Source organism: Streptomyces sp. NPDC050546 (genome assembly GCF_044457425.1).
Taxonomy (GTDB): Bacteria; Actinomycetota; Actinomycetes; order Streptomycetales; family Streptomycetaceae; genus Streptomyces.
Window position 1 is genome coordinate 15,668 of the sequence record NZ_JBITGX010000013.1, and the last position, 14,461, is coordinate 30,128.

13 protein-coding genes are annotated in these 14,461 nt (G+C 70.5%); 10 read left to right on the forward strand and 3 right to left on the reverse strand.

The features are described from left to right. The first annotated feature begins 15 nt into the window (after positions 1 to 15). The 4 genes from ACIBK5_RS29285 to ACIBK5_RS29300 all read left to right on the forward strand — a co-directional run bounded on the left by ACIBK5_RS29285 (position 16) and on the right by ACIBK5_RS29300 (position 3,082). Positions 16 to 546: a hypothetical protein gene (locus ACIBK5_RS29285; RefSeq protein WP_399024080.1), complete on the forward strand. Its 531-nt coding sequence runs from the start codon at positions 16 to 18 to the stop codon at positions 544 to 546. Positions 547 to 661: 115 nt separating this feature from the next. Then, on the forward strand, positions 662 to 1,552 hold the full coding sequence (locus ACIBK5_RS29290; protein ID WP_399024082.1) for a DUF4097 family beta strand repeat-containing protein: 891 nt from the start codon (positions 662 to 664) through the stop codon (positions 1,550 to 1,552). A gap of 72 nt (positions 1,553 to 1,624) precedes the next feature. Further along, positions 1,625 to 2,866: a cytochrome P450 gene (locus ACIBK5_RS29295; RefSeq protein WP_399024084.1), complete on the forward strand. Its 1,242-nt coding sequence runs from the start codon at positions 1,625 to 1,627 to the stop codon at positions 2,864 to 2,866. Between the two features lie 3 nt (positions 2,867 to 2,869). Further along, positions 2,870 to 3,082 carry a ferredoxin gene (locus tag ACIBK5_RS29300; protein ID WP_399024086.1) on the forward strand — a complete coding sequence of 71 codons (213 nt, stop codon included), beginning with the start codon at positions 2,870 to 2,872 and terminating at the stop codon, positions 3,080 to 3,082. A gap of 127 nt (positions 3,083 to 3,209) precedes the next feature. On the opposite strand, the gene ACIBK5_RS29305 is transcribed toward ACIBK5_RS29300, so the two are convergent. Continuing rightward, entirely contained in the window at positions 3,210 to 4,604 is a 1,395-nt protein-coding gene (locus ACIBK5_RS29305) for a cation:dicarboxylate symporter family transporter (protein WP_399024088.1), read from the reverse strand. Positions 4,605 to 4,781: 177 nt separating this feature from the next. On the opposite strand from ACIBK5_RS29305, the gene ACIBK5_RS29310 reads away from it, so the two are divergent. The 5 genes from ACIBK5_RS29310 to ACIBK5_RS29330 all read left to right on the forward strand — a co-directional run bounded on the left by ACIBK5_RS29310 (position 4,782) and on the right by ACIBK5_RS29330 (position 10,409). Continuing rightward, the gene (locus ACIBK5_RS29310; RefSeq protein WP_399024090.1) at positions 4,782 to 6,452 is read left to right on the forward strand and encodes an ATP-binding protein; all 1,671 of its coding nucleotides are present in this window, start codon (positions 4,782 to 4,784) and stop codon (positions 6,450 to 6,452) included. Continuing rightward, a complete protein-coding gene (locus ACIBK5_RS29315) occupies positions 6,449 to 7,147 on the forward strand; it encodes a response regulator (protein ID WP_399024092.1) in 699 nt (232 codons plus the stop codon). Before ACIBK5_RS29310 ends, ACIBK5_RS29315 begins: the two co-directional genes overlap by 4 nt. A 96-nt stretch (positions 7,148 to 7,243) precedes the next feature. Further along, positions 7,244 to 8,635, forward strand: coding sequence for an extracellular solute-binding protein (locus tag ACIBK5_RS29320; RefSeq protein WP_399024094.1), 1,392 nt, complete (start codon positions 7,244 to 7,246; stop codon positions 8,633 to 8,635). A 4-nt stretch (positions 8,636 to 8,639) separates the two neighbouring features. Continuing rightward, a complete protein-coding gene (locus ACIBK5_RS29325) occupies positions 8,640 to 9,563 on the forward strand; it encodes a carbohydrate ABC transporter permease (RefSeq protein ID WP_399024096.1) in 924 nt (307 codons plus the stop codon). A 6-nt stretch (positions 9,564 to 9,569) separates the two neighbouring features. Beyond that, positions 9,570 to 10,409, forward strand: a complete 840-nt coding sequence (locus ACIBK5_RS29330; RefSeq protein WP_399024098.1) for a carbohydrate ABC transporter permease — start codon at positions 9,570 to 9,572, stop codon at positions 10,407 to 10,409. Between the two features lie 338 nt (positions 10,410 to 10,747). On the opposite strand, the gene ACIBK5_RS29335 is transcribed toward ACIBK5_RS29330, so the two are convergent. Both ACIBK5_RS29335 and ACIBK5_RS29340 read right to left on the reverse strand, forming a co-directional pair. Then, the gene (locus tag ACIBK5_RS29335; protein WP_399024100.1) at positions 10,748 to 12,082 is read right to left on the reverse strand and encodes an enolase C-terminal domain-like protein; all 1,335 of its coding nucleotides are present in this window, start codon (positions 12,080 to 12,082) and stop codon (positions 10,748 to 10,750) included. A 36-nt stretch (positions 12,083 to 12,118) separates the two neighbouring features. Further along, positions 12,119 to 13,456: a gluconate:H+ symporter gene (locus ACIBK5_RS29340; protein WP_399024102.1), complete on the reverse strand. Its 1,338-nt coding sequence runs from the start codon at positions 13,454 to 13,456 to the stop codon at positions 12,119 to 12,121. 196 nt (positions 13,457 to 13,652) lie between these two features. Between ACIBK5_RS29340 and ACIBK5_RS29345 the strand changes: the two genes are divergently transcribed. Further along, positions 13,653 to 14,441: an IclR family transcriptional regulator gene (locus ACIBK5_RS29345; protein ID WP_399024104.1), complete on the forward strand. Its 789-nt coding sequence runs from the start codon at positions 13,653 to 13,655 to the stop codon at positions 14,439 to 14,441. The last annotated feature ends 20 nt before the right edge of the window (positions 14,442 to 14,461 follow it).

The following is a 14,461-nucleotide window of genomic DNA, read 5'->3' on the forward strand; positions in this document are numbered from 1 at the left end:
TGCCATCATGACGTCATGGACCTCACGCCCTACGTCGACACCCTCCGGCGCGAGCTGGCCGTCGCCGCGGATGCCGGTGGTGACGACGCCCGCGCCCTGGCCGAGCGGCTCACCTCCCCGCTGGAGTACGCCGCCCGCCTGACCCTCCTCGACGCGCTGTCCGCCGCCATGGGCGAGGTCACGCGGGAGCTGGCGCCGGGCTCGGTCGAGGTGCGGCTGCGCGGATCCGAGCCCGAGTTCGTGGTGACGGCGCCGCACCCTCCCGAGCCGTTCCGGGAGGCGCGGGAGCCGGTCGCGGCCCCCGTCGCGCCCGCACCGCCACCCCTGCCCGCGGAAGCCGACGACGGCACCATGGCGCGGATCAGCCTCCGTCTCCCGGCCCAGCTCAAGACCCGCACCGAGGAGGCCGCTGCGGCCGAGGGCCTGTCGGTCAACGCCTGGCTGGTGCGGGCCGTGTCCCTCGCCGTCGACGGCGGGGAGCGCGCGAGCCCACCGGGCCGCGGCAAGGACCCGGACGGCAGGAGTCTCACCGGCTGGGTCCACTGAGCCCCTGGCCGGGCCGCCCACTCCACTCCCACCGGCGGATCGCCGATCGCGCCGACATCGCTCATCACCCGCCTCACCGGCGGGACCACCCACCAAGCCAGAGGACGGGACAGCCATGCCTGCTTTCGACACCCCCGGACCGATCTCCGTCACCCTCGAGCTGGAGGCCGGCACCGCCCGCATCACCGCGGGCAAGCGCACCGACACGGTCGTGGAGGTGCTGCCGCGCAACGGCTCCGACGACAACGACGTACGCGCCGTGCAGCAGACCCAGGTCACCTTCTCGGGCGGCCGCCTCACGGTCAGGACGCCCAGGAAGCGGACCCTGTTCGGCAAGCCGGGCGCCATCGAGGTGAGCGTCGAACTCCCCGCGGGATCCGATGTCCGGGGCACCACCGCCATGGGCGGCTTCTTCTGCGAAGGCCGCTTCGGAGACGTCACGCTCAAGACCTCGCTCGGCGAACTCCAGGTCGACGAGGCCGGCGCGGCCGTCCTCAAGACCGACCACGGCGACATCCGCCTGGCCCGCTCGGCCGGAGACGTCGAGATCACCGGCGCCGGCCGGGTCGAGGTCGGCACGGTCGCCGGCACCGCGACCGTGAAGAACAGCAACGGCGCCACCGACATCGGCGAGGTCACCGGCGGACTGAGGGCCAACGCGGCCAACGGCGACATCTCCGTCGGCATCGCGCACGGCGACGTGGGCGCCAAGTGCGCCAACGGCCGGATCGAGATCGGCGTCGCCCACGCCGGGGTCGACGCGATGGCCTCCAACGGCCGTATCCGCGTCGGCGACGCCAGGCGTGGCCGGATCGAACTGCGCACCTCCGTCGGCGACCTCGAAGTGGGCATCCACGAAGGCACCGCCGCCTGGCTCGACCTGAACGCCAAGTACGGCACGGTACGCAACTCGCTCGGCTCCTCGGCCGGCCCGGCGGACTCCGACGAGACCGTCGAGGTGCACGCCCGGACCTCGGCCGGCGACATCATCATCCGCCGCGCCTGACCTCGGACACGCCCCCGCTCTCCACCCCCACTTCACGAAGCACGCCCCGCCCGACGATCGCAGGAGGACCGCATGCCGTACGACCCGACGGCCGCCGACACCACGTCCGGCACCACCGCCGAGGAGCCGCCCACCCTGCCCACCGACCGGCACACCGGCTGCCCCTTCGACCCGCCCGCCGAACTCACCGCGCTGAGCGACCAGCCGCTGCGCCGCCTGCGCTACGCCGACGGCCACACGGGCCGGCTGGCCACCGGCCACGCCGCGGCCCGCGCGATCCTGGCCGACCGGCGCTTCAGCTCACGCTACGAACTCCTGCACATGCCGGTACCGGTCCCCGGGATGCCCGCGGAGCTGCCGCCGGCCCCGGTCGGCGACATCACCGGCCTCGACGCCCCCGAGCACACCCGCTACCGGCGTCTGCTCACCGGGAAGTTCACCGTCCGGCGCATGCGTCGACTCACCGAGCGCGTCGAGCGGTTCACCACCGAGTGCCTGGACGCCATGGAGCGGTCGGGGCCCACGGCCGATCTGGTCGAGGCGCTGGCGCGGCCCGTGCCCGCGCTCATGATCTGCGAGCTGCTCGGCGTGCCGTACGCCGAGCGGGAGCGGTTCCAGAGCCAGGTGGCGACCATCTTCGACCAGGCGGCGGACGCGGAGGCGAGGGGCGGTGCCTACGCGGCGCTGCTCCAGTACCTGAACGAACTGGTCCTCGCCAAGCGCGCCGACCCCACCGACGACCTGCTCAGCGATCTGACCACCTCCGACCTCACCGACGAGGAACTGGCCGGGATCGGCGGGCTGCTGCTCGCCGCCGGGCTCGACACCACCGCGAACATGCTCGCTCTCGGCACCTTCGCCCTGCTGAGCAACCCAGACCAGCTCCAGGCGCTGCGCGCCGACCCCGGCTGCCTCGCCGAGCAGGCCGTGGAGGAGCTGCTGCGCTACCTCAGCGTGGCCGACCCGATTCTGCGGTCGGCGCTCGAGGACGTCGAGGTGGAAGGCCGGTTGATCAGGGCGGGCGAGACGGTGACCGTCTCCGTGCAGGCCGCCAACCGTGACCCGCGCCGGTTCCCCGACCCCGACCGGCTCGACATCCACCGCGAGGCCACCGGGCACCTCTCCTTCGGGCACGGCGCCCACCAGTGCCTGGGCCAGCAGCTCGCCCGCGTCGAGATGACCGTCGTGTTCCGCGCGCTCTTCGCCCGCTTCCCCACCCTGCGCCTCGCGGTGCCGCCCCAGGAGGTGCCGCTGCGCGAACACTCCAACATCTACGGCGTGATCAGCCTGCCCGTCACCTGGGACGAGGAGTAGCCCATGAGCCACCCACACGGACCGCTGCGGATCGAAGTCGACCGCGACCGCTGCGCCGGCGCCGGCATGTGCGCCCTGACGGCTCCCGAGGTCTTCGACCAGGACGAAGAGGAAGGCCTGGTGGTACTCCTGCACCCCGACCCGGCCCCCGAGCACCGCGCCACCGCCCGAATGGCCGCGGGTCTCTGCCCGGCCGGAGCCATCACGCTCGGGTGAAACGGCGACGCCGAGCGGACAGGTCCCAGGGGAGGGGGACCTGTCCGCTCGGCGTTTCACGGACCGGGCGGCTGAGCGACGGGGGGACACCCAGCCGCCCGGATTCTCGCGGAGCGCGGCGTGACCGTCAGGTCTTCGCCAGCTCCTTCTCGCCGCCCTGCTCGGGCAGCTCGACATGCTCGTCGGACGGGCCGCCGTGGCCGTCGTCGTCCAGCAGCGTCTTCTCGTCGAAGGGCAGCTGGCCGGCGAGGACCTCGCCCACCCGCTCCTTGTCGATCTCCTTCGTCCAGGTACCGATCAGCACGGTGGCCACGGCGTTGCCGGCGAAGTTGGTCAGGGCGCGGGCCTCGCTCATGAAGCGGTCGATGCCGACGATGAGGCCGATGCCGTCCACCAGGGCCGGCTTGTGCGACTGCAGACCACCGGCCAGGGTCGCGAGGCCGGCGCCGGTGACACCGGCGGCGCCCTTGGAGGCGACCAGCAGGAAGAGCAGCAGCGGGATCTGCTCGCCGATGGACATCGGCGTGCCCATGGCGTCGGCGATGAACAGCGAGGCCATGGTCATGTAGATCATGGTGCCGTCGAGGTTGAAGGAGTAGCCGGTCGGGACGGTGATGCCGACCACCGGCTTGCTGACGCCCAGGTGCTCCATCTTCGCGATGAGCCGCGGCAGCGCGGACTCGGAGGAGGAGGTGGAGAGGATCAGCAGGAACTCCCGGCCGAGGTACTTGAACAGCGCGAAGATGTTCAGCCCGGAGATGACGCGCAGCAGGGCGCCGAGCACGATGAAGACGAAGAGGAAGCAGGTGACGTAGAAGCCGAGCATCAGCACGGCGAGGCTCTTGAGCGCTTCCAGGCCGGCGGAGCCGGTGACGGCGGCGATGGCGCCGAAGGCACCGATCGGGGCGGCCCACATCACCATGGCGAGGATGCGGAAGACGAGCCGCTGGATGTGCTCGATGCCGCGCAGGATCGGCTGGCCGGCCGAGCCCATGCCCTGGAGGGCGAAGCCGGCGAGCAGGGCGATCAGCAGGGTCTGCAGGACCGACTCGTTGGTGAAGGCGGAGACGATCGTGGTGGGGATGATGCCGAGCAGGAACTCGGTGGTGTCCTTGGCCTCGGAATCGATCTGCGCGTGACCGGCGTCCTTGACCGCGTCGGTCACGGCGAGGCCGGTGCCCGGGTCCAGGATGTTGCCGACGACCAGGCCGATGCCCAGCGCGACCAGCGACATCACCATGAAGTAGCCGAGGGCGATACCGCCGACGGCACCCACCTTGGCGGCCTTCCGTACCGAGCCGATGCCCAGCACGATCGTGCAGAAGATGATCGGCGAGATCATCATCTTGATCAGGGCCACGAACCCGGTGCCGATCGGCTTCAGCCCGACAGCGAAGTCCGGTGCGGCCAGACCCACCGCGATACCGGCAGCGACCGCGATGATCACCGCGATGTAGAGATAGTGGGTGCGGTCCCGCTTGGGTTTGCGTGCGGCAGGTGCCGTATCGGCTGCGCTGGTCACGGCGGCCCTCCTTGACGACGTCGTCGGCATCACCGGCGTGCGGCTCACGTCCGGAAAAGTGGGAGCGGGGCTCCCGGAGATGCGTTATAGGGAATGCCGTGACTATGTCCTGCTCTGTGAGCGCGGTCACCCTTCCGTTCATTTAGTTCACAATCGGCCACGAGGCAGACTGACGACATGCGCATCACCGTCCCCCGACCCCGCAGCCTGGCGGCCCAGCTCTTCGCCATGCAGGCCGTGCTGATAGCGGTCGTCGTGGCCGGATACGCACTGTTCACCTATGTCAGCGACCGCAGCCAGGCCGAGGAGGCGGCAACGCGCCAGGCCAGGGCGGTGGCGCGCTCCGTGGCCGACTCCCCGTCCGTGCTGGAGGCGGCCCGCACACCCGACCCGACCGCCGAGCTCCAGCCGTACGCGCTGAAGGTCATGCAGGACACCGAGGTCGACTTCATCACGATCATGGACCCGAAGGGCATCCGCTGGACGCATCCCGACCCTGACCAGATCGGCCAGACCTTCCAGGGCCACACCGAGAGGGCCCTGAAGGGCGAGACCTTCACCGAGACCTACACCGGCACGCTCGGTCCGTCGGTGCGCGCGGTCACCCCGATCCAGGACGGCAAGGAGATCGTCGGCCTGGTCAGCGCGGGCATCCGGGTCCAGGCGATCACCGACCGTGTGCAGAGCCAGGTCACGGCCCTGATCGGCGTCGCGGCCGGGGCGCTGGCCCTGGGCGCCGTCGGCACCTATGTGGTCAACGCCCGGCTGCGCCGCCACACCCACGGCATGAACGCGGCGGAGCTCAGCCGGATGCACGACTACCACCAGGCCGCCCTGCACGCCGTACGGGAGGGGCTGCTGATGCTGGACGGGCAGTACCGTGTGGCGTTGATCAACGACGGGGGGCGGGAGCTGCTCGGCGTGGAGGGGGACGTGGTGGGCAGGTCGGTGGCCGAGCTCGGGCTTCCCGCTCCGCTGACGGGCGCGCTGCTGGCGTCGGAGCCACGGGTGGACGAGGTGCATCTGACGGCGTCGCGGGTCCTGGTCATCAACACCTCCCCGGTGTCGGGCGGCGAGCGGCGCGGTACGGTCGTCACCCTGCGCGATGTCACCGAACTCCAGTCACTGATGGGCGAGTTGGACTCCGAACGCGGCTTCACGCAGGCGCTGCGCTCGCAGGCGCACGAGGCGGCGAACCGGCTGCACACGGTGGTCTCGCTGATCGAGCTGGGCCGGGCGGAGGAGGCGGTGGACTTCGCGACGGCCGAGCTGGAGCTGGCGCAGGCCCTGACCGACCAGGTCGTGGCGGCGGTGAGCGAGCCGGTGCTGGCGGCGCTGCTGCTGGGCAAGACGGCCCAGGCGAACGAGCGGGGCGTGGAGCTGATGGTGTCGGAGGACAGCAGCCTGGACGACGGCCTGCTGCCCGAGACGCTCCCGGCGCGGGATCTGGTGACCATCCTCGGCAATCTGATCGACAACGCCGTGGACGCGGCGCAGGGCAGTGTGCGGGCGCGGGTGACCGTGGCGGCATACACACAGAACACAGCCGATGCCCCGGAGCTGGTACTGCGGGTCTCCGACACGGGCCCGGGCGTGGACCCGGAGCACGCCGAGGCGGTCTTCCAGCGGGGCTTCTCGACGAAGCCGGCGGGCCCGGACGGACGAGGTCTCGGACTGGCCCTGGTACGGCAGGCGGCGCAGCGGCACGAGGGGGCGCTGTCGGTGGCGGAGGCCGACGGGGGCGGGGCTCAGTTCGAGGTACGGCTGCCGCTGCGCGAGTCCGGCGCGGTCGCCGCAGGCGTGACATCCGGAGGCCCGGTGTCCGAGGGCTCTGGAGGCCCCGCATGACGAGCGACACGACCCACGCGAATGCCATCCGGGTCCTGGTGGTGGAGGACGACCCGGTGGCCGCCGACGCCCACGTCATGTACGTCGGGCGGGTCCCCGGGTTCGTGGCCGTGGGCAAGGCGCACACGGGTGCGGAGGCCCGCCGGGCCCTGGAGCGCACCCCGGTGGACCTCCTGCTGCTCGACCTGCACCTGCCGGACGTGCACGGCCTGCACCTGGCACGCTCCCTGCGGGCGGCCGGCCACCACGCCGACGTCATCGCGGTGACGTCGGCCCGCGACCTGGCCGTCGTACGCGAGGGCGTCTCGCTCGGGGTCGTGCAGTACGTCCTGAAGCCCTTCACCTTCGCCACGCTGCGCGACCGTCTCGTCCGGTACGCCGAGTTCCACGCCTCGGTGGGCGAGGCGAGCGGCCAGGACGAGGTGGACCGGGCCCTGGCGGCGCTGCGCGCACCCGGCCCGGCCGCGCTGCCCAAAGGCCTGAGCGCGCCGACGCTGGAGCGGGTGACGGTGACGCTGCGGGACAGCGCGGAGGGCCTCACGGCCGCCGGTGTGGCGGAGACCGTGGGCATCTCCCGCATCACGGCCCGCCGTTATCTGGAGCATCTGGTGGACGCGGGCCGCGCGGCCCGTCGCCCGCAGTACGGCACGGTGGGGCGCCCGGAGTTGCAGTACCGCTGGGTCACGGGTCAATGACGGTTCACCGTACGCCGATCAATCCACCGCACACGCATTGACCTGACTAGACCACTCAACTTAGGTTCACGACGCAGCCGTCCAGGCCACAAAGAAGTGCGCCCGCAGGAGGTCGTGCCCGTGCGCCCCACCGCCGCTCTCACCCCCCTCGTCGCCCTGGCCCTCGCCGCGTCCGCCCTCACCGCCTGCGGCGGGGGCTCCGGCAGCGACCCGGACACCGTGAAGATCTCCTTCAAACAGTCCACGGACAACTCCATCAAGGTGATGGACACCTATCTCGCGGACATCAGGAAGCAGTTCGAGAAGGCCCACCCGGGCAAGAAGGTCGAGCTCGTCCCGATCAAGGCCCCGGACTCGGAGTACTACACCAAGCTCCAGCAGATGCTCCGCTCCCCCAAGACCGCCCCCGACCTGGTGTACGAGGACACGTTCCTCATCAACTCGGACATCACCAGCGGCTATCTCAAGCCCCTCGACCCCTATCTCGCCAAGTGGCCGGACTGGAACAAGTTCATCGACACCGCGAAGGCGGCGGCCAAGGGCGAGGACGGCAAGACGTACGGCGTCCCCGACGGCACGGACACCCGCGGCCTCTGGTTCGACAAGGACATCTTCAAGAAGGCGGGCCTCCCCGCCACCTGGCAGCCGAAGACCTGGAACGACATCCTCACAGCCGCCCGCACCATCAAACGCGAGGTCCCCGACACGATCCCCCTCAACGTCTACACGGGCAAGCCGGTCGGCGAGGCCGCCACCATGCAGACCTTCGAGATGCTGCTCTACGGCACGAACGACGGCACCACGGACCCCCTCTACGACAAGACGAGCAAGAAGTGGATCGCCGGCGGCCAGGCCTTCAAAGACGCGCTCTCCTTCGTCGAGACGGTCTACAAGGAGAAACTCGGCCCGGACGTCTCCGACGCGCTCGACCCGAACGTCATGACCCGGGTCCGCGGCGAGTGGCTCCCGCAGGGCAAGCTCGGCATCGCCCTCGACGGCTCCTGGCTGCCGCAGGACTGGCTGCCCGGCAGCGGCCACGAGTGGCCCGAGTGGTCTCAGAAGCTGGGCCTGGCCGCCATGCCGACCCAGAACGGCCAGGCGCCCGGCAAGGTGAGCATGTCCGGCGGCTGGACCTGGTCGATCCCGGCCAAGGCGGGCAACCCGGACCTGGCGTTCGAGTTCATCAAGACGATGCAGACCAAGGCCAACGCGCAGAAGTGGTACGTCGCCAACTCCGGCATCGCGGTCCGCGAGGACGTGGCGAAGGACCCGGCGTACGCCACGGCCCAGCCCGGCACCAAGTTCTTCACGGACCTCGTGGCGAACACTCACTACCGCCCCGCCTACCCGGCCTACCCCAAGGTCTCGGTGGCCGTCCAGGAGGCGATGGAGGGCGTCACGACGGGCGACACGTCGGTGGACGAGGCGACGAGCGCCTACACGGACGCGCTCAGGGACGCGACGGACAACCAGGTGGCCGAGAAGTGACCCGATGACCGCCACGGCCCCCCGCCCCCGGCTCACCGAAACCGCCAAGGACACGCACCCGGCAGCGCGCGGCCCCCGCCTGCCGGTGCGGCTCCTCCCCCTGACCCCCGCGGTCGTCCTGCTCCTCCTCTTCCTGGCCGGCCCGATCGCCTACTGCGTCTACATCGCCTTCACCGACCTCCAACTGACCGGCCAGGCCCAGGAGTCGTTCGTCGGCCTCGACAACTTCACCCGGGCCTTCGGGGACGAGGCGTTCCTGAACGCCGTATGGCTGACCCTGGTGTTCACCGTCCTGTCCTCCCTCATCGGACAGAACACGCTGGGCCTGGCCCTGGCGGCACTGATGCAGCGCGCGTCGAAACCGGTCCGCACCCTCACCGGCGGCATCGTCGTCACGGCCTGGGTGCTGCCGGAGGTCGTGGCGGGCTTCCTGCTCTACGCCTTCTTCCGCCGCGAGGGCACCCTCAACGCCATCCTGGACTGGCTGCACCTGCCCTCCCAGAACTGGCTGTTCACGCTCCCGATCCTGGCGGTGTCGTTCGCGAACGTCTGGCGCGGTACGGCCTTCTCCATGCTGGTCTACTCGGCGGCCCTGAACGAGATCCCGAAGGAGATCACCGAGGCGGCCGAGGTCGACGGCGCGGGCGGCTGGCGCCGTCTCTGGCACATCACCCTCCCGATGATCCGCCGCTCCATCGGCACCAACCTGATGCTCAACACCCTCCAGACCCTCTCGGTCTTCGGCCTGATCTGGGTGATGACGCGAGGCGGCCCGGGCGGCAGAAGCCAGACACTGCCCCTGTTCATGTACGAACAGGCCTTCCAGAACAGCCTGATCGGCTACGGCACCGCGGTGGCCCTGCTGCTCCTCCTGGTCGGCTCCCTCTTCTCTCTCGTCTACCTGCGCCTGCTACGGACGGAGGTCTGACCGGGCATGGCCCACACCCTCTCCTCCCGCCGCACGACCCGCCGCCTGGCGGCCGACGCGGGGCTCCTGGTGGTCGCCGCGGCCTTCGTGCTCCCCCTGGCCTGGGTGGTCCTGTCCGCCCTCGACCCCGACGCCGGCCTCCGGGTGAAGGCTCCCGACGGCCTCACCCTGGACAACTTCGACGCGATCCTGACCCCCGAGATCACCTTCACCCCCCTCCTCAACAGCCTGATCCTGTGCGGCGGCGCGACCCTGCTCACGGTGGCCTCAGCCGCCCTCGCGGCCTACCCGCTCTCCCGCTTCCGCTCCCGCTTCAACCGCCCGTTCCTGCTGACGATCCTCTTCGCCACCAGCCTGCCCATCACGGCGATCATGGTCCCGGTCTACGCCCTCTTCGTCCAAGTGGACCTGATCGACACCACACAGGGCACGATCTTCTTCTTCGCCGCGTCCCAACTCCCCTTCGCCATCTGGCTGATGAAGAACTTCATGGACGGCGTACCGAAGGAACTGGAGGAGGCGGCGTGGACGGACGGGGCGTCGGCGTTCCAGTCCCTGGTCCGCATCGTCCTGCCCCTCATGGGCCCCGGCGTGGCCGTCGTGACGGTCTTCTCCTTCGTCATGATGTGGGGCAACTTCTTCGTCCCCTTCATGCTCCTGCTCACCCCCGACCAGATGCCGGCGTCCGTCAGCATCAACGACTTCTTCGGCAACCGGGGCATGGTGGCGTACGGCCAGCTGGCCGCGTTCTCCATCATCTACTCGACGCCGGTCATCCTCCTGTACGTACTGATCTCCCGCCGCCTGGGAGGAGGCTTCGCCCTGGGCGGGGCGGTGAAGGGCTGAACGCGTCGGGGCTGGGGGCGGGGTGTTCCGCAGCTCGGCGCCATGAGGTGCGCGGCGTCGGTGCTGGGGGCGGGGCGTTGCGCAGCTCGGCGCGACGAGGTGCCTCCCCCACTCTCGGCTTCGCTCGAGCGGGGGGACCCCCACCGCCCACCCGTGCCGCCCTTAGCGGCACGCATGCCCGCAGCTGGGGGGACTACGCAAGGGGACGTGTCGGGGGGTGTTCGCCCGCAGTGGTTGGCGCGTCAACGGACAGTGAGCCGGTTCGCAACCCCATCGCGCCGATCCGAGGACGGACACCCCCCGACGCGGCCCCGACCCACCACCCGGCGAGATGGCGACTACCGCACCAGACACGGCCGCTTCCCGTCGAACTCCCACCCCGGGACCAGATACCGCATCCCCACCGCATCGTCCCGCGCCCCCAGCCCCTTCTCCCGGTACAGCTCGTGCGCCGCGAGAAGCCGGTCCATGTCGAGCCGCACCCCCAGCCCCGGAGCGTCCGGAACCGCGACCTCCCCGCCCACGATGCGCGGCGGAGAGACAGTGAGCCGCTCCAGCCCCTCCTGCCAGATCCAGTGCGTGTCCAGCGCGTTGTACTCCCCCGGAGCCGCGGCCCCGCAGTGCGTCACCATCGCCAGCGAGATGTCGAAGTGGTTGTTCGAGTGGCACCCCCACGTCAACCCCATCGCGTTGCACAACTGCGCCACCCGCACCGACCCCCGCATGGTCCAGAAGTGCGGATCGGCCAGCGGAATGGACACCGACTGCAGAGCCAGCGCATGCGCCATCTGCCGCCAGTCCGTGGCGATCATGTTCGTCGCCGTGGGCAACCCCGTGGCCCGCCGGAACTCCGCGAGCACCTCCCGCCCGGAGTAGCCCCCCTCCGCGCCACACGGATCCTCGGCATACGCCAGCGTCCCCACCAGCGGCCGGCACAGCTCGACCGCCTCCCGCAACGACCACGCCCCGTTCGGATCGAGCGTGACCCGTGCCTCGGGAAACCGTGCCTTCAGCGCCCGCACCGCCGCGACCTCCTCCGCCCCCTCCAGCACACCCCCCTTGAGCTTGAAGTCCCGGAACCCGTACAGGTCGTACGCCGCCTCCGCCTGCCGCACGACCGCCTCCGGCGACAGCGCCTCCTCGTGCCGCACCCGGTACCACTCCACGTCCGAGTCCGGCTCCCGCACGTACTCCAGGTCGGTCCGGTCCGGATCACCCACGTAGAAGAGATAGCCCAGCACCCGCACGGAATCCCGCTGCTGCCCATCCCCCAGCAGCGCGGCGACGGGCACATCGAGATGCTGCCCGAGCAGATCGAGCAACGCCGACTCCACCGCGGTCACCGTATGAACCGTGGTCCGCAGATCGAAGGTCTGCGCACCCCGCCCACCCGCGTCCCGGTCCGCGAACCGCTCCCCGATCTCCCGCAGCACCCGCTGGTAGTCCCCCACCCTGGCCCCGACGACGAGCGACTCGGCGTCCCGCAGCGTCCGCGTGATCTTCTCCCCGCCGGGCACCTCCCCCAGCCCTGTGCGCCCCTCGGAATCGGTGAGTACGACGATGTTGCGGGTGAAGTACGGCCCGTGCGCACCGGAGAGGTTCAGTTCCATGCTGTCCCGCCCGGCGACGGGGTAGACGGCGAACCCGGTAACGGTCGGCTGGCTGCTGCTCATGCTGGTCCAAGTCCCTTGACTAGTGGATGAATCGGTCTACAACCCAAGAACGTCCAGCGCCCACTCGACCGCGAGCACACCCCCCAGCCCGAGCACGGCAAGCACCGTCGTATAGGACGTGCGCACCTTGATCGCCTCGACGACGGACAGGTTGAAGTACTCCTTGAACAGCCAGAACCCGGGGTCGTTCACGTGCGAGAACGCGATGGAGCCACACGCCACGGCGAGCACCATCACCTCCGGGTGCACCCCGCCCCCCGCCAGCAGCGGCAGCGCGACACCGGAGGCCGTGACGACGGCGACCGTGGCCGAGCCGAGCGCGATGCGGAGGATGACGGCGACGAGCCAGGCGAGGACGATCGGCGAGACGGACCAGCCGTCGGTGACGTCCTTGATGTAGTCGGAGATACCGCCCTCGACGAGGACGTTCTTGAAGGCCCCGCCCGCACCGATGACCAGCAGGATCATCGCCATGGCCTGGGCCGCCGACGAACAGGAGGCGCCGACATCGCTCAGGCTCCGCCCGATCCGCGGTCCGAACACCCAGATCGCCAGGCACAGGGTCAGCAGCAGGGCGATCGGCGCGGAGCCGACGAAGGCGACGACGTGCAGGTACGGGCTGTCCCCCGAAGCCGCCATGTCGGTCACGGCCGCGGCCACGATCAGCACCACGGGGAACAGCGCCACGAACAGCGACCACCCGAGCCCCGGCATCTCCTCCTCACTGAACTCGCGCTCGCTGACCAGCCCCTTGGGGATCGTGGGCGTCATCCGGGCGACGAACGGGAGACGCGGCCAGGTCAGGGCGATGAGCGCCCCCGCGGGTACGGCGATGAACAGGCCGTAGAACAGCGTCAGCCCGACGGAGGCGTGGAAGGTCGCGGCGACGGCGGTGGGGCCGGGGTGCGGCGGCAGGAAGCTGTGCATGGTGGACAGGGCGATGGACATCGGCAGCCCGACCCACAGCAGCTTCGCGCCGGTCACCCGGACCAGCGTGAACGCGATGGGCACGATGATGACGAACGCGACCTCGTAGAACATGGTCACGCCGATGAGCATGGACGTGACCACCATGGCCACCTGGACCCAGCGCGGGCCGAAGGCGTCGAGGAGCTTGCCGGCTATGCGCTGTGCGGCGCCCGAGTCCCCCATCACCCGGCCGACCATGGCTCCGAGTCCGATGGTCAGCATGGTGTCGCCGATCTGGTCCCCGATGCCCTCGGAGAGGACGTCCGGGATGGTCGCCACCGGAATGCCACGGACCAGCGCGACACCCACCGCGACGAGCAGCAGGGCCGCGAAGCCGTTCATTCTCAGCCGGGTCATGAGCAGGAGCAGGACCACGACGCTGATCCCGACGACGAGCAGAGGCAAGGCAGTTCCCCTTTGAACTGGTGGGAGCTCTGAACTGTTGGGCGCCTTGAACCGCCGAGGTTCTCATCCCTGTATGCAGATGGCGTCCACGTATGCAGATGGAGGCTAAGTGCGTGAACGGGGTGGGTCAATGGCCCGGGCGATCACAGATTGATGTGCGCGATCGGCGCGGCGACGCGGACCTACGATGGGGCCCATGCAGGAGAGCAGAGGCGTCCGCGGCGTGAAGTCGGCGGCCAGAACCGTCGCGCTGCTGGAACTGCTCGCGGAGCGGGGCGAGCAGCCCTCACGCCTCGACCAGCTCGCGGAGGACCTGGACGTGCCGCGCAGCAGCATGTACCAGCTGCTCCAGACGCTCGTCGACTCCGGCTGGGTGCGCACCGACGCCACCGGCTCCCTCTACGGCATCGGGATCCGCGCACTGCTCACCGGCACCGGCTATCTCGACGGGGACCGCGGCATCCGGGTGGTCCGGCCCTACCTGGACGAGGCGTCGGACGCGCTCGGCGAGACGATCCACATGGCGCGGCTCGACGGCCGGGACGTCGTCTACCTCGCCACCCGCGAGTCCCACGAGTACCTGCGCACCATCAGCCGGGTCGGCCGCCGGGTCCCGGCCCACGCCGGCGCGCTGGGCAAGGCGCTGCTCGCCGAGCGCGCCGACGACGAACTACCCCTGGGCAAAGGCCCGTTGGCGGGCCTCACCGAGAACACGCACACCGACCGCGCCGCCCTGCTCGCCGACCTGGCCCGGGTGCGCGAGCGCGGCTACTCCATCGACCGCGAGGAGACGGTGCCGGGCATCGCCGGCTTCGGCTTCGCCCTGCGCTGCGGAACACCGGCGGTCGACGCGATCAGCTGCTCGGTCCCGGTGGCCCGGCTGACCCCGGAGCACGAGACCCGCATCGTCTCCGTGATGAGCGACATCCGGGCGAGGATCGAGTCCCGGCTGCCCCCGGCCTCGGGCGTACCGGACTGGCGCTGAAGCGCGGAAGGCCGTGGTCG